14 protein-coding genes and 1 pseudogene are annotated in these 23,202 nt (G+C 59.1%); 10 read left to right on the top strand and 5 right to left on the bottom strand.

Annotation, left to right across the window (positions count from 1 at the left end; translation table 11 throughout):
- The first annotated feature begins 8 nt into the window (after positions 1–8).
- Genes NYR50_RS06260 through NYR50_RS06250 form a run of 3 tightly spaced genes read left to right on the top strand, consistent with a single transcriptional unit; the run spans position 9 to position 10,357 of the window.
- On the top strand, positions 9–2,462 hold the full coding sequence (locus tag NYR50_RS06260; protein ID WP_418137110.1) for a hypothetical protein: 2,454 nt from the start codon (positions 9–11) through the stop codon (positions 2,460–2,462).
- A 33-nt stretch (positions 2,463–2,495) separates the two neighbouring features.
- On the top strand, positions 2,496–4,481 hold the full coding sequence (locus tag NYR50_RS06255; RefSeq protein ID WP_418137109.1) for a hypothetical protein: 1,986 nt from the start codon (positions 2,496–2,498) through the stop codon (positions 4,479–4,481).
- A gap of 2 nt (positions 4,482–4,483) precedes the next feature.
- A complete protein-coding gene (locus NYR50_RS06250) occupies positions 4,484–10,357 on the top strand; it encodes a DEAD/DEAH box helicase (protein ID WP_418137108.1) in 5,874 nt (1,957 codons plus the stop codon).
- Here NYR50_RS06250 and NYR50_RS06245 read toward each other — a convergent pair.
- Complete coding sequence (locus tag NYR50_RS06245; RefSeq protein WP_418137261.1) at positions 10,349–10,741, bottom strand: very short patch repair endonuclease; 393 nt, start codon at positions 10,739–10,741, stop codon at positions 10,349–10,351. The two genes, NYR50_RS06250 and NYR50_RS06245, sit on opposite strands and share 9 nt — an antisense overlap.
- Before the next feature lie 551 nt (positions 10,742–11,292).
- Here NYR50_RS06245 and NYR50_RS06240 point away from each other — a divergent pair.
- Together NYR50_RS06240 and NYR50_RS06235 are read left to right on the top strand one after the other, a co-directional pair.
- A complete protein-coding gene (locus NYR50_RS06240) occupies positions 11,293–12,216 on the top strand; it encodes a hypothetical protein (RefSeq protein ID WP_162695346.1) in 924 nt (307 codons plus the stop codon).
- Positions 12,206–12,907, top strand: coding sequence for a hypothetical protein (locus NYR50_RS06235; RefSeq protein WP_112493532.1), 702 nt, complete (start codon positions 12,206–12,208; stop codon positions 12,905–12,907). Before NYR50_RS06240 ends, NYR50_RS06235 begins: the two co-directional genes overlap by 11 nt.
- Before the next feature lie 713 nt (positions 12,908–13,620).
- Here the strand turns inward: NYR50_RS06235 and istB are convergent.
- The gene (istB, locus tag NYR50_RS06230) at positions 13,621–14,433 is read right to left on the bottom strand and encodes an IS21-like element helper ATPase IstB (RefSeq protein WP_418135855.1); all 813 of its coding nucleotides are present in this window, start codon (positions 14,431–14,433) and stop codon (positions 13,621–13,623) included.
- On the bottom strand, positions 14,423–15,949 hold the full coding sequence (gene istA / locus NYR50_RS06225; RefSeq protein ID WP_418137260.1) for an IS21 family transposase: 1,527 nt from the start codon (positions 15,947–15,949) through the stop codon (positions 14,423–14,425). The genes istB and istA overlap by 11 nt, the downstream gene beginning before the upstream one ends.
- Positions 15,950–15,999: 50 nt before the next feature.
- On the opposite strand from istA, the gene NYR50_RS06220 reads away from it, so the two are divergent.
- The 4 genes and pseudogenes from NYR50_RS06220 to NYR50_RS06205 all read left to right on the top strand — a co-directional run.
- The gene (locus NYR50_RS06220) at positions 16,000–16,836 is read left to right on the top strand and encodes a hypothetical protein (protein ID WP_418137107.1); all 837 of its coding nucleotides are present in this window, start codon (positions 16,000–16,002) and stop codon (positions 16,834–16,836) included.
- A complete protein-coding gene (locus tag NYR50_RS06215; RefSeq protein ID WP_162695347.1) occupies positions 16,805–18,145 on the top strand; it encodes a hypothetical protein in 1,341 nt (446 codons plus the stop codon). The genes NYR50_RS06220 and NYR50_RS06215 overlap by 32 nt, the downstream gene beginning before the upstream one ends.
- 37 nt (positions 18,146–18,182) lie before the next feature.
- Positions 18,183–18,677 carry a hypothetical protein gene (locus tag NYR50_RS06210; RefSeq protein WP_418137106.1) on the top strand — a complete coding sequence of 165 codons (495 nt, stop codon included), beginning with the start codon at positions 18,183–18,185 and terminating at the stop codon, positions 18,675–18,677.
- Between the two features lie 69 nt (positions 18,678–18,746).
- Positions 18,747–18,824: pseudogene (locus tag NYR50_RS06205) on the top strand (hypothetical protein); the annotation flags it as partial.
- A 190-nt stretch (positions 18,825–19,014) separates the two neighbouring features.
- Here NYR50_RS06205 and NYR50_RS06200 read toward each other — a convergent pair.
- Complete coding sequence (locus NYR50_RS06200) at positions 19,015–19,698, bottom strand: patatin-like phospholipase family protein (RefSeq protein WP_162695351.1); 684 nt, start codon at positions 19,696–19,698, stop codon at positions 19,015–19,017.
- Between the two features lie 233 nt (positions 19,699–19,931).
- Entirely contained in the window at positions 19,932–22,052 is a 2,121-nt protein-coding gene (gene parE, locus NYR50_RS06195; RefSeq protein WP_418137105.1) for a DNA topoisomerase IV subunit B, read from the bottom strand.
- Between the two features lie 225 nt (positions 22,053–22,277).
- Here parE and NYR50_RS06190 point away from each other — a divergent pair, with 225 nt between their 5' ends.
- Positions 22,278–23,159 (top strand): alpha/beta fold hydrolase, encoded by an 882-nt coding sequence (locus tag NYR50_RS06190; RefSeq protein ID WP_418137104.1) that lies wholly within the window; start codon positions 22,278–22,280, stop codon positions 23,157–23,159.
- The last annotated feature ends 43 nt before the right edge of the window (positions 23,160–23,202 follow it).

Genomic DNA, 23,202 nt, shown 5'->3' with positions numbered 1-23,202 from the left:
GGCGAAAATTGAGAAGTTTCGAGACGGAATGCATCGAAAGATATTTTCTGGCTCCGGGCAGCACCGGTCCGGTTGCCAGTGTCTACGTAGCCGATGACGATCTCCTCGACATCTTCGGGGTCACCGATCTGGAAGAGGCTCGCAAGCAGCTCATCAAGACCCTTCCGCACATCGACATCCTCAAGGCTCGCTTTTCCGGCGACATGGCACCGAGGAAGGGAAGTGTTCCGGACTACGTGAGGATCCTCGTGTTCCTCTGCTGGATGCAGACGACCAAGACAAGGCAGCGCGGGGATCGAGACTTCCGCGACGATCTTCTCGCAAAGCAACTCAACGAGTATTTCACCGGGTTCCCGATGAACGGTCTCGACCTGATGTGGCGGCACCTGAAAGAGTTTCTCTGGCGGGAACACCAGATCGATCTTGTGCTGCCGGAGAACATTCCAAACAACATCAGCCGCATCGGCCGCACGCTGCAGATGGCCTTTCCGACCTGGCGACACAAGGTGGAGCTGCGAAAGGTGCGGGATTCCATTCCTCCGGAACGGCTTCTCGACCCACTTACCGTCGCCAACAAAATCGCGACAGCCAACATGAGCGGTCAGACTATGCAGTCGTTCGTGTACAACTTCGAAAAATTCGACATCGCGCGGAAACGCGGCGTCCGCGAATATATGGGAACACCCTTCTGGCAGGCGTGGTATTCGCTCGTGGCGGAACAGGCTGCATTCGAGGAAGTCGAGATCGCGGAAGGCAATTTCGGCGAGCACGAGCTGTTTCGGGTGTCTCCACTCGGCGACCGGGTACCGATTTCGACCCCCGAGGAAGCGCTTAAGTTCATTCCAAAGGCTCTGGGAAAGCTGGTTCGTAACGGGATCGTGTTCCTCGAAAGCCGCGGCTGGGGCAAATACCGGGCAGGAACATCGCCATCCAACATCCTCCTGATGACAAGCGCGAAACTCGCTGCATGCGATGCTGATGCAATTCGATCTGTTGCCGGACTGAACGCAAACTGGGTGGTTGCCCACTTTCGAAACCAGGTCGGAGGCGGCGCCCAGACGGCGAGCGCGCCGAGGGAATTCGGATGGCGGGACGGCATCAGGGTTGGCGGCGCGTACCTTGGCCGCACGCCGCTGGCTCCGATGATTGCAGGTCCGATGCCGGCCGCCATCCGCGTGGAGAGGAATGGCAAGCCGATTGACATGGTTCGCAGCGAAGAGGGTCTCTCGTTCCTGAATGGAATCCATTCAGGAACGTTCGTCGCCCGCAGCAACCGGGAAACCCGCGAGATACTGCTTGTCCTGCGGGCGAACGAGGTCGGGGAGCTTCGCCGCCTTTCCTTCGACTTATCGAGGGAGGTCTCGGAGGATGAGTTCCACCACGACACGGCGCCATCACTTATCACCACCGTCGAAGAATGGGCTGGAGACCGCATAGCTCCCTGCGATGAGCTAGTGACGATCGGCGAGGCGCTCTACGAACGGACGGCGCGGGGGCTTTCGTTCTCCGAGGCCATCGAGATCATCCAAAGAGGCATGCCGGAGCACGACCGTCCTTCCGAATGGGATCTGCTTCGATCCTTCTCCGATGCTGGCTGGCTGGAGATGACGTTGCTGCGCCATTTCCCGGTCCGCCGGATACTTCAGAATCCTCTGATGGCCGAGCGCGTCGGCTCCGATCTCGTCAGGATCAGCGGCCCGACGCCGATCGCGGTGCTCGAACGCCTTCATGCCGCGGCGGGAGCGGCCGGAGCCAGGGTAGAGACATGGAACGGCCTGTCGAAGTGGGCGCTGCCCAGATATGCCGTCAGGTGTCCGGACGAGGGCGTGCGCCGCGACTTCATCGAAAGGATGGCCATCGCCGACAAGCCCACGTCGAAGCTGGGGCGCGCCGATGTCGGCGATCCCGACGGCGTGCACGGCTACCAGGTGATCGGCAGGCTCGATGAGGAGCGTGGCTTCTTCGCAGTCCGGTACGACGACAAGATCGTCGATGGTCTCTACAGGCTTGAAAGGAAGGAATCGCGCAATCCCTTCCTCTATCGCTCGGTAGTGGAGGGAAAGCCTGTGAAGACCTTCGTCTCGCCGTCCGTGGCGATCCTCTCCCACCATCTGCGCGCTAGGGGCCCGGTTTTCTTCCAGTCCGGCGGTGTCCTCAAGCCACGGCGCGCTCGCGTCCTCCTTCCGTCGAGCTGGGCGAGATGGGCATCCGACAGGGTTCTCTGCAATGCCGCTCCTGGCGCTTACAAAGACGGGTGGCAGTACCAGTACGCCGTCGGCGCTTCCTCCCTCGCGGCCATCTCCGGCCTCGTGTCTGTCACGGACAACGAAGGGGAGGAAGAAGCCGAAGGCACGCGGTGGATAGACAGGCTTCTCGCATCGGCCTCCAACCGGGGCCGGGCGATCTATGACAGCAGATCACGGACGACGCGGATCGCCCGCGGCATACCGGGAAAGAGATAGCGAATGTCAGTTTCAGGGAAAACGGTTTACAGGGTGAAACAGGTCATCGCACACGATATCGCGATCATCGCCGAGGTCAAGGATGGCGACACCCATGGCGGCAAGGTCAAGGAGACCCGCGACAGCAGGATGACTCTTGGCGGCACGGATTCCTTCTGGCTGGTTGGTGGTGAGAAGAAGGAGCAGAAGCTCGCTCTTCACAAGGACGACACACCTGTCCCCGCCCTGGCGGCCGCCATTTCACCGATGACAACGAGGATCCGTGGAAAAAGCTCCATCTTCGACCTCCCAAAGATCGCCAACGACTTCGCCGTGCCCGGTAAGCTCGATGCCGTGTCATTCGCGGCCGCCACAAGGCTCAATGTTGGCTTCAGCCCTCAGGATGGCGACCCCGACGAGCGGCTTTCCGCGCTCTTGGACGGAACGCTGCATATTCCGCTCGAGGCTCCTGTCTCATCGATCGAGGTCAGGCCCGGCCAATGGCTGGCCGCGGGCTTCGATGCCCTGCCAGCGGGGCGCTATGGACTGCGGCATCAGTCGCTGCGCTCAGTCGCCACGGTCTCGCTAGAAAACCGACCCGACATGATAAGGCTGGCGCATGGCCTCGTCGTGTTCGTCTCCCAGCCTAAATGGTCGGAACCGAAAAACGCCGATCTTCGCTCCGAGGAGGAGATTTTTCAGTCGGCGGAGCGATGGCTGTCCCGCTCGATTGCTGCGGTCAGCCTTCCGGTTGGCGCACGGTCTGTGGCTCCGGCGGAGCTGCTGCGCCTCCTCGCCGACAGGGCTGTTAGCGAGGACGAGAAGGCTGACCTGGCGGCCGTTGCGGGACTACTGGCAATGCGCAGCGAGCTTGCCGAAATCTTGCCCGACATTTTGGGACGGGATCCAGCATTCAAGGAAATGCTCGCCAGCTTCGAGGAATCCGAGAAGGCCCGGCTTCGAATCCAACTGGAGGCAGAGATCCGCGGCGAGACGGAGGCGAGCAACGCACGGCTAGCTGCGCTTCGAGGCGACATCACAGACGCGGAAGCCAAGCTTGCAACGTTCTCGCACCGGGAAGCACTCCTCAGAAAAGAGACCGAGAAGCACGAGGACACGCTCCGCAACAGGCTTGCGAGCGCAGCGGAAGGGATTAGGAGCGAATCCTCCCGCGAGACCGCAGCCATCCGCGACGAAGTCGCCCGTATGCGGGACGAAATCGCTCAGATCACCGCCGTCCCCGCCAATCCGGTGGCGGCCCCGCCGGAACAGCCTCCGATGCAGCCAATGGCTTCCGACGAACAGAGGCAAAAGACCCTCCGCGAGATGGCTGTCGCGACGGGTCTGTCGGCTTCGGAGATCGCCGCCGTCATCGCGACGAGCACTGACAGCGTTCCGGTGCTCATCGGCGCTAATGCCGCGGCTGCGGCGGTAGACATCGCCACGGCTCTGGCCGGGGGCGAGGCGGCGATCGTGTTCTGCGACCCGACCAAGGTCTCTCTGGCGGATATCCTCAACGACGAACATTCCGGCCTCCTCACCGCAATAGGCAAAGCGAAAGAGCGGCCAGAGGCGCTGGCCGCAGCGGCATTGTGTAGCATCACCAGCGCTCCCTGCGAATATTGGCTGCCGCAGATCGTTGAGATGAGACGGGTCGGCAAGCTGCCCCGCAACCTTGCGGTCATCGCGAGCGCAGGCACCGACGGCATGCGGATCTCCATCCCCGATTCCGCGCTCCGGCATCTCTTTCCGCTGGCGACCACGAAGTCTGCACGCCCCGGCTCCGCGAAGTTCGAGGGTCTCTGGCCGTCGATGAATTCTGATCAGGAGCGGAACCGCGAGGCCATCGATCTCCTCATCGAACGCGGACTGGAAGGCCCGGTTGTGCAGGGGCTGGCGAAGGCACTTGCGCGTACTCCATCGTGGATGAGGGTTTCCGATCTCGCCGACGTCTTCCTGCGGCAGGCGAAATGGCTCGCGGCGACATCCGCAGGCGACGAGCACGAACACAACAAATACTTTAAGAACATAGAGGGCTGAACATGTTTGATCCGATTGGCGGCTTCAACCGGATGATCGATCAATTTCTCGCTTATCTGGATACGGCGTACCGGATCGATGATCCGCGCGTATCGGCGATGAGGCGGGAGCTTCTCACCACTCCCGGGCAACTTGCACTCGACCCGATTTTCGAGACGGTTCCACGCTACGAACCCATCGGATACGGACTGGAGGGGCTGATCGATGATCCTGAAAGCCGCCTGCCTCACTTCTCCCGTTCCGAACGTCAGGCCTTCGTCGAACTCGCGCTTTCCGGCCTATTCGACCGGGACAAGTCCAGCCCCGCGATCAAGGGAGCCTACGCACCCTACCTCCATCAGATCGAGATGCTGGAGAAGGGCGCACGCGACGGAACGCCCGGCATCGTCACCTCGGGCACGGGTTCCGGTAAGACGGAATCGTTCATGCTGCCGATCCTCGCCCAGCTTGCACGGGAAGCCACGTCGTGGCCTGCACCCGTGCAGCCTCTCGATGACGACTGGCTCGAAGACCGTGCCCGATTCCAGCACCACCGCAGGAACGAGCACCCCGACAGGCCCAAGGCGGTCCGCGCCCTCGTTCTCTACCCGCTCAACGCACTCGTCGAGGACCAGATGGTGCGCCTGCGCAAGGCGCTTGATTCAGACGGCGCGCAGGATGTCATGGCCCGTCATTTCAACGGGAACCGCATCTTCTTCGGACGGTACACGGGCAAGTCCCCTGTCACGGGCTTCCTGAGCCATCCCCGCAAGAGCAAGGACGAGGCATGGAAGAAGCGGAACGCGCGCGCACGCAAGAAGTTGAAGACGGAGCTGCAGCACTACCAGTCCATCCAGCAGCGGCTCGCGGCCGAAAATGATCCCGACCTGCGATACATCTTCCCGACGACCGACGGCGCCGAACTGATCTCGCGCTGGGACATGCAGGCGACCCCGCCGGACATCCTCGTCACCAACCAGTCGATTCTGAATGCGATGCTGGTGCGCGAGGTGGATGACCCGATCCTGTCGCAGACACGCGCATGGCTCATGGAGAACAAGGATGCGCGCTTCTTCCTCGTGCTCGACGAACTCCACCTTATCCGCGGATCCGCGGGTGCAGAAATGGCCGGATTGCTCAAGGTACTACTTGAGCGTCTCGGTCTCACCGATCCGGCCCACGCCCACAAGCTGCGCATTCTCGCCTCGTCAGCGTCGCTGCCGATGGACGAGGAAAACGCTCCTGCGAGCATCGACTACCTCAAGAACATGTTCGGCGACGCTGGAACCGCCGGGGCCGAAGACATCAACGAAGTTTGGAGAAAGAGCGTCGTTACAGGCCGCCCGATCGAAGTCCAGCGCCCCGAGGCAATGCCGTCCCGCGAAACCCTCGCCGATCTAGCACGCGTGGTGGAGGAACTGGATCATCGAAGGAGCCCTCGCGAACTCTTCGACCGCTTCCTCGCGGCGGCTGCGAGCATACCCGGCGCTGCCGGAAAGACCCCGGCCACCATGCTGAAAGAGGCCACGGCGACTGCGGCGGCAATGCTCGACTTCGCACTTCAGAACCCCGAAAAACCCGGTGCGAAGCTCCCGCGCACGGTCACAGACATCGGCAATGCGCTGTTCGACGCCGACGACAGGCTGGCCGTCCGCGGTCTGCTTGCCCTGCGCGCCATCCCTGACCTTCCCGCCACCGTCCTGCCAGGCGAACTCGCGCCGAAGCGCGCCACTGTCGCGGCGCTGCCCGGCTTCAGGATGCACTGCTTCGTCCGCAACATCGAAGGCCTATTCGCGTCAATCCATCGAGGCGACGACGGTGCCGTGGTCTGGGGCGCACCCAGCATCGAGCGTGGCCAGAACTACGACGGGGAAATCGACCAGGAAGGCCGCAAGCGGCTCTTCGAGATGCTCTACTGCGAGGCGTGCGGAGATCTCTATCTAGGCGGCAAGCGCGGGGAGACGGATCCAGGCTCGTCGCGCAGGGTTTCGCTTCTTCCGGCTCCGCAGGAACTCGAAAAGCTTCCCGAAAGTGCGTCCTCCATACGGTTCGAGGATGCTAGCTTCCGTGAGTTTGCGCTCTTCTGGCCGAGCCAGGTGCAGCCCGAAGTCGAGATCCGGACAGGCAGGACACCATATCGCTGGACACCGGGATATCTCAATCCGCGAACGGGTGTCGTGAGTGAAAAGGAAGAGAATGGCGACGTGCCCGGCCACCTGCTTCGCTGGTCAGGCACCGACGGGTTTCAGAGCCGCACCGCCGAAGACGACGGCACTGCCGTGCCGTTCTGCTGCGCCAAGTGCGGAACCGACTACTCGGGACGCTATCGTCAGGCGAACTCCAAGAGGCGCGAAGGCCGCTTGTCGCCTATCCGAAGCTTTAGGACAGGTTTCGGCAAGACTTCCCAGCTCCTCGCTACCGAACTGGTCGCCTCGCTGAAGGCGCAGGGCGGCGATGGAAAGCTCGTCGCCTTCAGCGACAGCCGCGAGGATGCGGCGAACCTCGCGCTTGAGGTGGAAGTGCAGCATCAGCGCGACCTACGTCGTGAGATCCTCATCTCGGCGGCGACCCGCATTGCGCTCGATCATGCCTACGGTGCTCAAGACGAGGACGAGTACCAGCGCCTCAAGCAGGAAATCACTGCGCTGATGATGGCGGACAAGGACGCTGACCATCTCCAGCCGCGCCTCAAGGCCCTCAAGAAGCGCAAGGACGCAGCCGGCCACCCTCCGAGCATCCCCCTCAAGGAGCTCTTCGAGTTCGAGCGCGACAAGGTCGGCAACCTCACGCGTCCGATCCTTACGGAACTCATGAAGCTCGGCTCCACTCCGGTTGAGGGTGCCGACACCAAGCTTAACCGCATCAACAAGCGCCACGCCTGGTACGAGTTCTTCGAAAGGGATGGAAACGATCAGATATCGTGGAAGCATGATGTTCCCGAGGAACAGCTCAAGCTGATCCGGAAGGCCCGCGAAAAGGTGCAGGACGATCAGCCGCTGGACGCGACAGACCTCCTGTTCAGCAAGACATACTTCGCGCTCGAGGAGACCGGGCTCGGATGGCCCAGCTTCTATCGCTCCGAGGAATACACGCCTGAGAAGTCGCGCGACGACGCGATGCTACGCATCTTCGCAGACGCGTACCGGATCACGCCCAACCAGTTCCAGGACGTGACCCGCAATGCCTGGAGCAACGCGTTCGACATGCTCGGCAGGGGCGACAACAAGTTCCGCCGCCTGATGGAGAAGATCCTCCAGCATCCGGAGCAGGAGTGCAATGACTTCTTGGCCAAGCTTCGCAGCACACTTGGGCAGACCAGAGGCGATGGATCGATCGACATCAGCATGCTCTACTTCCGTGCCGCCGATCAGGCCGGAGCCGCTTGGCGGTGCAAGCGCTGCGGCCGCGTTCATCTGCATTCCGGGTTCGGACGCTGCACGCGATGCGGGGAGACGCTCACCCGGCCCGAGCATCTGACGGCTTCGAAGATATCCGGAGAGAATTTCCTCGGACGCAGGGTGATGCGGGCGATCTCGAGCGACGAGCCGCACTTCAGGCTCAAATGCGAGGAGCTTACGGGCCAGACGAGCGATCCGGCCGAGAGGCTGCAGCAGTTCAAGGGCGTGTTCGTCAAGGAGGACAACGAGAGCGACGAGGACTTCCGCTGGCGAAGGCTCTTCGACACGGCCGATCTGCTTTCCGTCACGACGACCATGGAAGTGGGTGTCGACATCGGCTCCCTGCAGGCTGTCTATCAGGGCAACATGCCCCCGCAGCGGTTCAACTATCAGCAGCGCGTGGGCCGTGCCGGCCGCCGAGGACAGGCCTTCTCGACGGTTCTGACGGTCTGCCGCAGCAAGAGCCACGACATCCACTACTTCCACAACCCGATCGAGATCACGGGCTCGGCCCCGCCGCCTCCGTTCATCACAACTGGACTTACGGACATTCCGTCCCGCCTGCTCCGAAAGTTCTGGCTCGTTGAAGCCTTCCGCATCCTGCGCGAGGAATCCGGCGGGACATGGGCCGGTGACGATGTCGTTCCCGGCGACATTCACGGAGAGTTCCTCTACTGCAGAGAGTATTTCAGGGAGGATATGAACTGGCGGAGTCGGCTGGCCGATGCACTGGAGCGGACAGATCATCAGCGCATCCGTCTTGCTACTATCCTCGCCGCGGTGTCCGGATGCGATATGGGCAGGATCCTGACAGCGGTCTCGGCGGACACCGTGCTCGCGGCCATCGACAGCCTCGAAGAGGAGTTCGGACTCCAGGCGGTTGGCATCGCGGCGGCGCTCGCCGAACGCGGGCTGCTGCCGCTATACGGCATGCCGACGCGGTCGCGGAATCTCTACGTGGAGCTGAAGAAGGCGAACGGGAAGGGGAACTTCGAGGCCGAGTGGGACACCATTGATCGCGACCAGGACATGGCGATCTTCGATTTCGCGCCTGGAAGCGTGCGAACACGCGAGAAGCTGCGCCACCGCTGCATCGGGTTCACAGGCGTGCTGCTCGATCCTGATCAGCATGCGACGAACTTCGATGGCCCGGTGGATCCCATCTCTGAATGGAGGAAGGACGACTTCCACCTCCGCTTCTGCGGCCAGTGTGGCGCGTGGAGCAGAGGCACAGAACATACCGTTGCCTGCCATGCCTGCGACGCACCTCTGGCCGATGCAGGGATCCGGTGTATCACGCCCGCGGCATACCGTACGGAACTCATCCCCACGGACGAGAACCTTGCAGCCAAGGTCGGCCAGCGCATGACGCTCGCGAGCCTTGGCAAGCCCGACGAGCAGAAGACCGACGCAAATCTCAGCGTCAACTTCGCGGAGCAGTCCGAGATCTTCCTTGTCAATCCGGGCTTCAGGGATGAAACGGACTTCACAGGCTTCGAGGTGCAGGAAGTGGTCGACAACAACGCCCAGCGCATCTGGTGGTGGCCTGACAAGCCGCTTCTGAGGCTTTCGGGACAGGCCATTGCCACGGATGTCCTTGCCGACGACCAGAACGGCCGCTACAGGGCTGTCGAGGAGCCGCCCATCAGCGCATGGCTCGCCTCCACAAAGGTCACCAACTCGCTGCAGATCGGACCGATCAACCTCAATCCGAACCTCCGCCTGCTAGACATGGATATCGGCCTCTCCATGGGCCGCCGAGATCCATCCCGCACGAGCGTCCGCGCCGCGGCCATCTCGGCGACGGAGATCATCGTCCAGCGCGCAGCCCTCGATCTCGACATCGCGCCGGAGGAATTCGACGCGCTGGCGCCGAACATCATGCACACGCGGAACGGGGAGCGTTTGCCGTATCTTCAGATATCGGACGCGCTTCCGAACGGCTCGGGTTTCTGCCGCCACCTGCTGGGTGACAGCACCATTCCGGTCTCAGCCCTGATCGGCAGCATCCTTAACGAGGAGGGCGCGTGGCCGAGAACCGACGTCGCGGACCCCGATCACATGAAGCGGTGCGGAGCTTCCTGCTACAGGTGTCTGCAGAGGTACAACAACAGGAACTTTCACGGCCTCCTCGACTGGCGGCTCGGGCTTTCCTACCTTCGGGCGATGCTCGATCCCTGCTATGAGTGCGGGATCGACGGCAACTACGGCCACTTCGAACTGAACGACTGGCCCGCGACCGCTAGGGAACTCGCCCTGCAGACGAGGACATTCATCCCCGGCAACACGGTATCGAGCGTGAAGGGGAGGCCGGAAATCCCGGTCTTCTCCCTCGACGAGCGCAACAGCCGCTGGGGCGTGGTCGTCCATCCCCTATGGAACGCGGAGCGTCTATTAGATTCCTTGGGTCTGGATCGGAATTACGTCGCGATCGACAGTTTCGAACTGTCACGACGCCCCCTTCATGTGTTACAGCGCGCGCGCTCGTCCTCAAGATGAGATTGCGGCGGCTCGGAGATTTTGGACGGTCGAAGCTATCTTATCAATGATGAACTCGACCGGTTCATGCTCCCAGAAGCGCAATGTCGTCCATCCGATTTTTTCGAGATGCTCGCGCACACGGATGTCGCGTGCCTGGTTTCGGGCGATCTTTTCCAGCCAAAAAACGCTGTTCTTCTTTACGGAAGGCGGATGCGTGGTGCATCCATGCCAAAAGCAGCCATCTAGGAAAACAGCGATCTTCAGGCCGGGTATTGCGAAGTCGCAGGTGAAGCGTTTCATGCCCGGGACCGGGTAATGGATCCTGTAACGAATGCCCATGGCATGTACTCGTGATCTTACGGAGCGCTCGAACGGATTGTCGCGGCCGCGAGTTCTCTGCATTCGTCGGCGTACAGGAGAAGAGGGAGGAGTATAATCCATGCTTAACTTTGCGATATTCGCATGGCCTGAAAATGGCGAATACCTTTCCTCCCACGTCAGCGGAGGCCTAGAGGTAAGCCGAGGAGCCATTTGGGCATGGTTCTCTCCAATGCCGCCTAGAGGATGCGATCCATCCCAGTGAGAGTTCATCGTGCCTGCGAGAACGAGAAACATTCCTAGCGCCATCTTGATTCCACCGGCGGATTTCGACAAGGGCGATACCCATATTGAGCCCTCCGCGCGCAGCTATCTGCGAGAAATGGTTAGCGCATGAACGGAATGATGAGGGAGACCAGCACCACATCCGCGTGGAATGCCAAAGGCCCGGGATATTGTGGATACCTAAGGGCATAGCGATCAGATCAGGGTGAAGACGCCGGACTTTCGATGATTTCTCTTGAGCCAAGTACCTTGCTTTTTAGTATTTGAGTCCGAGAGTTTGGAAGGAATGTCTACTGAAATTTAATGTCGCCCGGCTAGCTATCCGCATCGACATCTAATTGGGGATCGACATGACACTTATTCCTACTCAGGCTGAAGTCGACCGGATATCAAGCGCGGAAGACGCGCGATATTTGAAAAACAAGATCACGGGGGGAGGCTCGGGAAGGAACGGGGTCGTATTTGAACTACGTTTTATAGCCTATCGCATCGCTCAGGAGGCAATCCGGGCTAAGAAAGCGAATGCGGATCCGACCACGATTAAATTCGGCGTCCAGGTTCGCTCGTTCATCGATGATTTCGTCGTACATAATACCGATGGCATCTATTGGTATGAAATCAAGTCAGGCGCGGTGGTCGAGTGGAATTCAGGCCCTCATACAATCGCTGAAAACTTCCTGTCCCAAATGCTCCTCGATATGGGCCGGAAGATCACTGCCACCTACAGTCTTGTAGTGCCGACAAGTCAGCACGAAAAAGAACTCGACGATACGCGCGACTTCAAGTCTAAAGAGATGAAAGTCGTCGTTTTCCCTAACTCAAGCAACGTCAACGACATTGAAAGGCACTACGCTTGGTTCCCTGACAGCCTATCGAAACTCATCCCGCTTGACGCAACGCGCCGTGACTACGAAGACTTCTTCATGGGTCTTCAGGCGATCGCTCTCAATCTACCGAATAACGAGATGCTTGACTTGGCATACGTCTCCGGAAAACTCTCAACAAAGTACGACGGAGCATTTACCTGTGCTGGCGATGAAAAGCTTGATAGCCGAACAGAGGAGATAATTCTTGCCGTCCCCGGGATGTCGGTTGTCGTTTGCGGAGATCAGGTTCACTTTAAGTGTACAAAGCCCAAAGTACGAGGTCAGGTATCGGGTTGTCATATAGGCCGACAATCCGGGGACGATTTCGAGGAGATGATAAGATTGAGAGAGCCTATGACATGGGGTGAGCTATCGCCCATCCTATGGGGGGAATACGGTGGTTTTTGAACAATCAGAGGAAATCCAAGATCAGCTCCTCGATTTTATCGATAGGGACGCTTCGCTCGAACCCGATATCATGGCCGGAAATATTCTCGGACAATTCTTGTCGGAGAGCGTTCAAACAGGCCAGAAGATCGTCCAGTTGATCGTGAGGGCTGCAGACTACAATCTTGCCATTGGCTTTCTGAGTAGTTTCGGGTTGCAGATGGACGTTGAAAGCTTACCCGCGGACCTTGGCGTCACTTGCTTCTGGAATAAGTATCATGCTCTGTCTTCAGAGCCACTTCTCAAAGATATTGCACCTGTCCAAAAAGAGTTTCACAGCCTCAACGAACAACATTCAGACGTGGCGGTGCTCGTAACATCCGGGCTGATAGAACCTGCGGCAGTTTCTGGAAACTTAAGGCGAGTCCGCGAGCGTTTCGGACCAAGAGATTTGCTGGTAGTCACCCCCACAGCAACCTACGATGAGATCGAGACGCTCGATCACTATCTGCGTGAAGATCGCATTTACGACGCGCGTTTATTGTTGGCGGCAGAACCGTCATACAGGGATCGTGTAAGATTGCGCCTGAAGGAACGGCAGTCACACGATATTCCCGGTGACACCTATCGATACCCAGGCGATCTCGATCAATTGCGGGAGCGGTATATCCAGTATCGAGTTGGGCGTCTTACGCAAGGGATACAGTTCTAACGGGAATTGCATCTTATGACAGGCAACGGCGGATACCATTCGAGCTCCACGGTTTGACTAGGAAACGAGACTGCGCAGGTGCATTTACCCGCTCCGTTGCCTTTCCAAGCATCGTTGGCCGAGTCCAGGATGAGACTTGAGGTGGCACGGGTCGAGCGGCCGATCTTCGGAATTCGCGGATCTTCGCAAGGCTCCGAGCGACTTCCGTGCGGAGTGTGAATTAGCCCCTGAAAGGCGCGGAGTGCGGGAGTCTTCTGAATCTTCTGCCAGAAGGTGAGATTATGATTCAGGAGGCGGAGGAACTCGTGATCCTCGTCACGCGCCGCCTTGCGGAAGATCTCTTCAAGCTCCTTGAACGACTTTGAGAGGAATCCCTGTCTGCGGATAACTCGTAGTAGGTATCGTTACTGACGGGAAGCATCAACCGCTGCGCAAACCGCGCCGTTGGGCGTCCTCCCAGTGCAAGCGCTAAATGGTGGACGAGATGCTCGATACGCGCATGCCGGACATGACGCAGTCGCGCCAGCTCCGGAAAGGAAGATGCAAGTCTCATCGTCAATGTGAGTGATGCGTTCGGCGATAAAGCCAGCAGGTACCAAATCAGAAAGGCGAAACTTGGTGTTCATCAGGCTGATTCCTTTTGTGGAAACCAGCACGGCTGTTGATTTCCACTGAGAGCTGACCCGGCGTTTCCACCGAGAAGTGACCCGCCTTTAGGTATCGTTTGTGGTGGTCGTAGTGGTCAAGGTCCTGCGTTTCTCCTTCGTCGGTTTGGGTTCATGAGCCGAACTGTTCTTGAAGCGGAAGCTGTCGTTTCCGGTCTCGAGGATGTGGCAATGATGAGTAAGGCGATCGAGCAGCGCGGTGGTCATCTTCGCATCACCGAAGACGCTGGCCCATTCGCTGAAGCTGAGGTTGGTCGTGATGATAACGCTGGTGCGCTCGTAAAGCTTGCTCAGCAGATGGAAGAGCAGTGCACCACCTGAGGCGCTGAACGGCAGGTATCCCAGCTCGTCGAGGATGACGAGATCGGAATGGACGAGGCGATTGGCGATCTGTCCCGAACGACCTTGGGCCTTCTCCTGCTCCAGCGCATTGACCAACTCGACGGTGGAGAAGAACCGGACCCGTTTGTGATGATGCTCGATGGCCTGGACGCCGATCGCGGTTGCGATATGCGTCTTGCCCGTGCCGGGACCACCGACCAGAACGATGTTGTTTGCGTCATCGAGGAAGTCGCAGCGATGAAGCTGTTGCACGAGCGCCTCGTTGATCTCGCTGCTGGCAAAGTCGAAGCCATTCAGATCACGGTAAGCGGGGAAGCGTGCCGTCTTGAGCTGATATGCCGTCGATCGGACCTCTCGTTCGGCCGTTTCCGCCTTGAGAAGCTGGGACAGGATTGGAATGGCAGCCTCGAACGCCGGCGATCCCTGTTCGGTCAGATCACCGACGGCGTGGGCCATTCCGTGCATCTTCAGTTGCCGCAGCATGATGACGATCGCGCCGCTTGCCGGGTTATGACGCATGGCGAACCTCCGTCTTTCTCAAGGTATCGTATCGTTCGACATTGGCCTTGGGCTCGTTGGTGAGCGTCAGGGCCTGAGGTGCGTCGAGGGTCGGCGGCGTGAAGGTTTTTCCGTCGACGAGGCGATGCAGCAGGTTCAGGACATGCGTCTTCGTCGGAACACCGGACTTTAGCGCCATGTCGACGGCCGAGAGCACTGCCTGCTCGTCGTGCTGAAGAACGAGTGCCAGGATATCGACCATCTCGCGGTCGCCACCTGGCTTCTTGAGCAGATATTGTTGCAAGGTCCGGAATGCATCGGGAAGCTCGACGAATGGAGCGCCGTTGCGAAGCGCCCCTGGCTTTCGCTGCACCACCGCCAGATAATGCCGCCAGTCATAAATGGTTTGGCCCGGTCGATCATGCGAGCGATCAATGATGCGACGGTGCTCACAAACGATTTGGCCTTCCGCGGCAACAACAACACGATCCGGATAGACCCGCAGGCTCACCGGTCGATTAGCAAAGGATGCCGGAACGCTGTAGCGGTTACGCTCCAGATGCACGAGGCAGGTAGGTGTGACCCGCTTCGTGTATTCGACAAACCCGTCGAACGGCCTGGAAACGGGCATGAGGGCTGGAACTTCCTCAGCCCAGATGTCGGCGATAGTGCCACGCATCTGGCCATGTGGCGTCTTGTCCCAGAACTCCTTGCACCGAAGCTCAAGCCAATCATTCAGGGCTTCCAATGATGGAAAGCGAGGGATCGGTTGAAAGAAGCGATGACGGGCATCCTGAACGTTCTTCTCGACCTGTCCCTTTTCCCATCCGGACGCTGGATTGCAGAACTCGGGCTCGAACACGTAGTGACTGGCCATTGCCATGAAGCGCACGTTGACGTCTCGCTCTTTGCCACGGCCGACCTTGTCGATCGCTGTGCGCATGTTGTCGTAGATGCCGCGGCCAGGGATGCCACCGAAGACGCGGAACGCGTGATTATGGGCATCGAACAACATCTCATGCGTCTGCAGCAGATAGGCCCGGACGATGAAGGCGCGGCTGTAGCTCAGCTTCGTATGGGCGATCTGCAACTTGGTGCGCTCATTGCCGATGATCGCCCAGTCTTCCGACCAGTCGAACTGGAAAGCCTCTCCGGGCTCGAATGCCAGCGGCACAAATGTCCCACGGCCCGTCGTTTGCAATTCTCTCTGCCGATCATCACGCCATTCCCGAGCGAATGCCGCAACGCGGTTATAGGAGCCCTCATAGCCGATGCTCATAAGATCGGCATGCAACTGCTTCATCGTCCGCTTCTGCTTGCGGCCTTTCTTGGATTCTGTCTTCAGCCAGGCCGACAGTCGATCCGCAAACGGATCAAGCTTGCTCGGCCGCTCCGGGACGTTGAACTTCGGCTCCACGCCGTTGGCGCGCAGGTATTTGCGGATGGTATTCCGGGACAAGCCAGTCCTGCGGCAAATCTCCCGGATTGAGAGATGGTCTCGAAAATGCCAGCGTCGGATCACGCTCAGTAACGCCATGTCGATCACTCCAGAGCCCCCACTGAAAACATGCGAGGGACGGTTGAAACATGGGTCAATTCTCAATGGAAATATCGGGCTGCGCCGGGTCAGCTCTCAGTGGAAATCAACAGTCAAGCAAACCTGGCGCGTTTTTTGTGTTCGAGCTGCGCTCGTCCGACACCAACGACCGTCTGTACAGCCTGATCAAGTACGACTACCAGCAAGTCATAGAGCAATCTTCGGGCCAAAGCGGCGACCTGTTAAGGTTGATCCTTCAGGCTTTCGTAGCTCAAAAGAAGGCCGTACAAAAATCCGCAATCATACGTGTGAGTGGCGGCGCAGCCGTCGCTTGCATATCTGCGACCGATCGGATTATGCCGGGCCTCGACATAGCCGAATACTTTTCCCAGTTCCTGCACGTCAAGCGAAACCGATCTGATGAAGAACTCACTAAAACAGTTCGCGGTATTCTCTTGGATACGCTCACTCAGATACGTGAGCATTTACCGGATGGCGGAGTTGCACAAGCCTTCCGTCGAGCGCAGGCCACCCTGCGTGATCGGAGTCTTGTGACCAGCGCCGCGATTTCCGAAGCAATAATTGCAGCCGCGGACGGCATCGGAAATGAAACTCTTACAGAAGACGTCCTCAATAGAGTGAGCCGAAAGCTGAGGTCCGCCAACTTGGACGGCCTTGAGTTCCCGCCGGACAGGTCGGTGCTGCAGAAGCCTTCGCTTCGACGGCTCAAAACCAAAGAGGGCGTCACCGTCCTCTATCCTGACGACGTCGACCGGAGCGTGATTGAACTGCAGCGCCTGCCTGGCGGCGGTGAGGTCATCACAATCAGAACAGCAAGACCAACGGAGGAAGATGTTGTCCGCGAGGGATCTAGGACAACGCATTGACGAACTCGTCACCCTCGGAGGCTATGTCCGAGAGGGTGAGCGCTCGGTCAGTATTTCGAATCTCACTGCGCCCGATGCGCGTGAGCTTGCTGGTCTTTGCTTTTCGAATGGCTTCGTTCATTCGATCTCCGACGAGGCGGGAACCCGATGGGAGGTCGATGATCTCACTGAGGCTTTGCAACCATTCAGGATCGTCATAACCAAATCCGCTACAGATAACGATGTTCTCCAGGTGTTGTCGGAGCAGGGCTTCCGCGACCTCCTCATGGATCCCGGCGTCACGCATCGGTTCTGGTGGATCGCAGGCCTACTAGCGCCGATACGCACTTGGGAAAGAGCGTTTCTTCCGTGGGGGAGGGAGACCGAAGCTTTCGATGAGATTCCGACGAAAAACCCTCGCTACTTCGTTCGGGAATATTCGGCCGAAAGGATCGTTCCATCCAGTGTTGGGCGGTGGATCCTGCGCAACCCCGACGGAGACCGAGGTGTAGCCGATCGATGCCGCAATTCATGGGCTGAAGCGGCGACCATAGCACTTGCATTGTCGCTCTCTAATGAGATTGACGCAGAAACAGGCTCATTGAAGTTCCGTGGACCACCTAGACTGTTTCTTGAAAAACCTTCGAAGGAGGATGCTGCCGCGTTTGCCACTGGAAGCGGTTTTGACGATCTTCAGAGGGCGGCGAACTGGGTGTTCGAGAGTGAACGGGAAACCGAGACGAGGCACCTGCTGCTCGCGTCGGAGATAGCCAGATCAGCCGCAACCACGAAATCGGCGACAAAGCTACTGCTGGAGGAGTTAAAAACGGCGCTCGATGGGGCACGCATAGCCTATGAAATGCACCTCTCGTCAGTGGGTGCGGACACCCTCAAGTCACTCGCAGAACTCCGGAAGGCCATAACTGAGGAGACTGGCAAGGTCACCGAAGCAACCCGCCAGACCTCGGCAGCGGTAGCTAGCGCGCTTGCAGTTGGACTCGGCCTACTCGCTGCGAAGGTCACCACTTCGGTAAACGGCATCCTTGTCGCGGGATTGATGTCCGTCGCGGTGGCCTATGTGCTCATGGTGATCCTTACTGGCTGGGTGTTTGTAAACATGCAACGCAAAGCGCGAAAGAAATGGCACGAGCGATTGTACCGATTCATTCCTCCTGTTGATTACAAGGAACTGGTCACGGATCCGACCGGACGCTCCGAATTTGCGTTCAAGGTCGCATGCTTTCTCGGCGGAGGATCGGTCTTGGCTTTGGCGGTTGTTGTCGTCTTCCTGATATCTGGACCACTCCCAGTACCAGCCCCTGTGCAATGACATTCATCACTATCAATCTCATCTGAGGTAAGAGCTAATGAGAAATCGCCTGTTCGTGGGGGTGTTGGGAAACCGCAATTCCGGTAAATCGACAACATGGAACGCCCTCTTCGGCGCGACCGTTCGAACTGGGACAAGAACGCGGACGCTGACACTGTATGGAGGCGAGTGCGTCGAGGTGTTCCTGATTAGCGGATCACCCGAAGAACGACAGTTGTATGCGGGCGAGATCCTCAATGATCAAACTTGTCAGATTGTTCTGTGCTCAATCCAATACATCGAAAATGTGAAGGACACGCTCAACTACGTTATCGGCAACGAATTCGACCTTTTTATACAATGGCTGAATCCTGGGCGGCATGACGCCGGGGAGAATTTCGACAGGCTCGGATTGCAGCCATGGCTAGTCGGTCACGGAGCGACTGTCGCCATGCGTGATGGAAAAGTGTCTCCTGCCGACCGCACAGAAGAACTCCGCCAGTTCATACATGGCTGGGCCAAACGCAGAGTTCTGACATTCACCTGTCCATGAACTAGGGACGCGTGTTTTGGAGGGGGCGACAATGCGTTCTCTCGTTATGAGCGCGGCCAAGCGAAGCTTTCTGTATTCCTAGTCAAGCTGCTGTCGATTCTCGACAAGCACCCGGACATCATCGAGGAGGTTAGGGAGCCTGTTTAGTTCGTAGCAACGAAAGCCGCCTAAGGCTGAGGATCGTCCACGACAAGATGGCGTCAGCCGCCGACGCCATACGGCTACCGCCCTTCGGAAGAGCTCTTCCAGTTCCTTGAATGACTTCGAACTGGGAAGACCCTTCACTCGCGCGGTGAGCTCTGCAAGAAAATCATACGACGTCGGCTGAAACCCGAGCCTAGCGCGGCCCGTGGAAGGCCGAGAATGGCCTCCGCGGTTGGGCGAAGAAATCTGCAAGTGTGTCGTAGTTCATCGAAACTAGACGCTCCGCGATCACAGGGAGCTCGGCGGCCGCCCGATGGTAATCGTCAAGTTGGATGGCGTCTTGCATCGGGTCTCCGTCGATGCGGAGCAGATGATCTTGACCGATCAGGAGTCCGGCCTGACCCAGCGCGTTCTGACTCTGCAGCCTCATCGCGGACGAGATGATTTCCTTCCAGTGCCAGATACCGCCTCTCGTCATTTGACGCTGCGAGAATGCAAAGTCAGATTCGACGCATCCCAATGACAGGATTCGGATGTCCCTGCGGTCGATGTCGAAGCATGCCAGCGCATCGACAAGGGCTGTCATGATCGGGTTGTTCGCCCATACGCCGCCGTCCGCGAAATGTCTGTCGCCGTTCCGGTAGGTCGAGAAGAAGGTCGGCGCCGAAGAGGTCGAAAGGGCGACATCCACCATCCGCTGTTTCCAGTCCCGCTGGTAATCACCGTGATGCGGTGTCTTGAAGAGATGCTGAAGGACGGGATCACGAGCCGCCGTTCGGCATGGCCGAGAAGCTTGTTCCCGAAGGTTTCGGTCAGGCTTCGTTCGAGCGCATCGCGCTCGTACCTGTAGTGGTTCAGACTGCGCAGGAAATGCCAGGCCGACTGGATCCTGCGCATCATCGGGTGTGCTCTGCTGGTAGTTACGGCCGCCTTCCTCGGTTGATCATCCCCCGATGCATTCAATTCACCTATATTTCAGTTTCACCTTGCTGGCAGTTCTCCGGGAACCTGTCGACGCCCGGAGATAGTCAATTGCGACGTTGGCCAGTTTTAGCTTCCGAAATGGCCAAAACTATCGTTAATTGGCCAGTACTTGGATTGGTTTCTCAATCAGATATCCAGATTATCCGCGAAGGCCGCCCGTTCCTGAATGAAGCGGAAGCGGGCGTCGGCCTTGGTGCCCATCAGATTGTCGACCGCCTCGCGGGTGCCTTCGAAATCCACGTCGTCGATCTCGACGCGCAGCAGGGTGCGCTTTTCGGGATCCATGGTGGTTTCCTTCAGCTGCGCGGCCATCATTTCACCGAGGCCTTTGAAGCGGCCGATTTCGACTTTCTTGCCCTTGAAGACGGTTTCCATCAGCTCGGCGCGGTGGGCGTCGTCGCGGGCATAGGCGCTTTTGGCACCCTGGCGGATGACGTAGAGCGGCGGCACGGCCAGATAGAGGTGGTTGCCGCGGATGAGTTCCGGCATTTCCTGATAAAAGAAGGTGATGAGCAGCGAGGCGATATGGGCGCCATCGACGTCGGCATCGGTCATGATGATGATGCGCTCATATCGCAGGTCTTCTTCGCGATATTTGGTACGTGTGCCGCAGCCGAGTGCCTGGATGAGATCGGCGATCTGCTGGTTGGCGGAGAGTTTTTCGCGGCTGGCGCTACCGACGTTCAAAATCTTGCCGCGCAGCGGCAGGATGGCCTGATTGGCGCGGTTGCGCGCCTGCTTGGCCGAGCCGCCAGCCGAGTCACCCTCGACGATGAAAAGTTCCGCATTCTCAGCTGTGTTCTGCGAGCAGTCCGCCAGCTTGCCGGGCAGGCGCAGCTTGCGCACCGCCGTCTTACGGTTGACTTCCTTTTCCTTGCGACGGCGCAGGCGCTCTTCGGCGCGCTCGATCACCCAGTCGAGCAGCTTGTCCGCTTCGCCCGGATTGCCGGCAAGATAATGGTCGAAGGGATCGCGCAGCGCGTTCTCAACGATGCGCTGGGCTTCGACGGTCGCCAGCTTGTCCTTGGTCTGGCCGACGAATTCCGGCTCGCGGATAAAGACGGAGAGCATACCGGCGGCAGAAATCATCACGTCATCGGTGGTGATTTCCTTGGCGCGCTTGTTCTGCGTCAGCTCGGCATAATTCTTCAGGCCTTTGGTGAGCGCGATGCGGAAACCGGCCTCATGCGTGCCGCCTTCGGGGGTCGGAATGGTGTTGCAATAAGAGTGGATCTGCGTGTCGCCACCATACCAGGTGACGGCCCATTCCAGCGCGCCATGGCCGCCGGTCTTTTCGGTGCGGCCGGAGAAAATCTCGCGGGTGACGGTGAATTCTTTGCCGAGCGTGGCGGCGAGGTAATCCTTCAGCCCACCCGGAAAATGGAACACGGCCTTTTCGGGGATTTCGCCATCGGCCGGCACCATGCCGGGGTCGCAGCTCCAGCGGATTTCGACGCCGCCGAAGAGATAGGCCTTGGAGCGGGCCATGCGGAAGATGCGGGCCGGTTCGAATTTCGCGTGATCGCCGAAAATCTGCGGATCGGGATGGAAACGCACGCGGGTGCCGCGGCGATTGTGCACATCGCCCAGTTCCTCAAGTCCGCCGATCGGCGCGCCGCGCGAAAAGCGCTGGCGGTAAAGCTTGCGGTTACGGGCGACTTCCACTTCCAGCAGGTCGGACAGCGCATTGACCACGGAAACGCCGACACCATGCAGGCCGCCCGATGTCTCATAGGCCTTGCCGTCGAATTTGCCGCCGGCATGCAGCTTGGTCATGATGACTTCAAGCGTCGATTTGCCGGGAACCTGCGGGTGGTTTTCCACCGGAATGCCGCGACCGTTGTCAGTGACCGTCAGAAAACCTTCGGCATCGAGATGGACCTCGATGAAATTGGCGTGGCCGGCGACGGCCTCGTCCATGGAGTTGTCGATGACTTCGGCAAAGAGGTGGTGCAGCGCCTTTTCGTCAGTGCCGCCAATATACATGCCCGGACGCATGCGCACCGGCTCCAGCCCTTCGAGCACGCGGATCGAAGATGCGCCGTAGTCGTCACCGGATGGAGACACGGGCGGCGGCGGGGCGGGTGAAGCGACTGCCGCAACGGCTGCGGGTTTCGGCTGCACGTTCACATTCGCAGCTGCGGTCACCGGGGCCTTCACGGGTTTACCCGCGTCCTCGTTCGTTGCCGTTTCGCTGTTTTGTGCCGCCGGAAGACCGGAGAAGAGATCGTTGCTGTCGTCCATCATGTCCAAAGTTCAAAAGCGTGTGTCAGAATTTCGCCATGCGAATCATTATGTCAGTCGCGTCAATCATAACGCCAAATGCGGTTCCCGTCCGATTGAACCGGGTCCGCTTGGGCGAGCGCGGCGCATCCTATGCCACGATTGTGTCAGGGGTTCGCAACAGGAGGATTGCGCTGCCGGCCTTGCGATGGCAAGTCTCGCAGCCACGAATGAACGGTTAGCCAAGGCATGTCCACAGCTCATTTCACGTTTTGTACTCTTTTCAGCCTCACTGTTGCGGCCATGCCGGTTGCGGCCCCGGCTGCCGACGGGCCGCTGCGGCCTTTCAAGGATGAGCTGTTTTCCGCCCAGACGGTGCTTTCCACCGCCGATGGCGGCGCGTCCGAAGTCATCCACTATCAGGAAATTCGCGACATTAACGGCCGTGACGAGGTGCCGGAACGCCGTGTAAAGCGGCAATATGTCGATATGGCGCCGAAGAAGGCGCAGGCGCTGGAAACCATGTCCGTCGAGGGCAGGGCGCTTGAGGTTGGTCGCGTCGGGCCGGCGAGCGGTCAGGCCTTCACGGTCATCTTCATCCACGGGCGCGGCGGCGATCGGCGGCTCGGCATGAATGACTATACGTTCGGCGGCAATTTCAACCGGCTGAAGAATCTCGCAGTCGCCAATGGCGGAACCTATTATGTGCCGAGCGTGCGCTCCTTCGATGAAAACGGCGTTGCTGACGTCGCGGCGCTGATTGCCGATGCGGCCAGAAAATCGGGTGGGAAGCCGGTGGTGCTGACGTGCGCGTCTATGGGTAGTTTCATCTGTTATGGCGTCAGCCGCGACAAGGTTGCCGTCGCCAATCTCAAGGGGATGGCGATCCTTGGCGGTGCAGTCGATCCCGATTTTCCGAAAAGCGCCTTTGCCAAGGCGAAGAAACCCGTCTGGTTCACCCATGGCAGCGCCGACAAGGTCTATTCGGCCGACAGCCAAGCGACGATCTTCCGTACGTTGCTGAAGGCCGGGGAGCCGGCGCGGTTTACGCGGTTCGAAACCGGCAGCCACGGAACGCCGGTGCGCATGACCGACTGGCGGGCGGTTTTGAACTGGATTTTAAGCCGCTGAGGCCTCTGTTTGGGTCAGCGGCGGCGAATTTCCAGAAATTGGC

It is taken from the genome of Agrobacterium sp. El2ro-1b (genome assembly GCF_048298475.1).
GTDB lineage: Bacteria > Pseudomonadota > Alphaproteobacteria > Rhizobiales > Rhizobiaceae > Agrobacterium > Agrobacterium fabrum.
This window is presented reverse-complemented; position numbering and strand designations above follow the sequence as displayed.

Coding starts and splice junctions, on each gene's coding strand:
- NYR50_RS06210 (WP_418137106.1), top strand. CDS start 18,183: ATGAGAAATCGCCTGTTCGTGGGGGTGTTGGGAAACCGCAATTCCGGT.
- istA (WP_418137260.1), bottom strand. CDS start 15,949: ATGGCGTTACTGAGCGTGATCCGACGCTGGCATTTTCGAGACCATCTC.
- NYR50_RS06245 (WP_418137261.1), bottom strand. CDS start 10,741: ATGCAGAGAACTCGCGGCCGCGACAATCCGTTCGAGCGCTCCGTAAGA.
- NYR50_RS06250 (WP_418137108.1), top strand. CDS start 4,484: ATGTTTGATCCGATTGGCGGCTTCAACCGGATGATCGATCAATTTCTC.
- parE (WP_418137105.1), bottom strand. CDS start 22,052: ATGATGGACGACAGCAACGATCTCTTCTCCGGTCTTCCGGCGGCACAA.
- NYR50_RS06240 (WP_162695346.1), top strand. CDS start 11,293: ATGACACTTATTCCTACTCAGGCTGAAGTCGACCGGATATCAAGCGCG.
- istB (WP_418135855.1), bottom strand. CDS start 14,433: ATGCGTCATAACCCGGCAAGCGGCGCGATCGTCATCATGCTGCGGCAA.
- NYR50_RS06220 (WP_418137107.1), top strand. CDS start 16,000: ATGGGTCAATTCTCAATGGAAATATCGGGCTGCGCCGGGTCAGCTCTC.
- NYR50_RS06190 (WP_418137104.1), top strand. CDS start 22,278: ATGTCCACAGCTCATTTCACGTTTTGTACTCTTTTCAGCCTCACTGTT.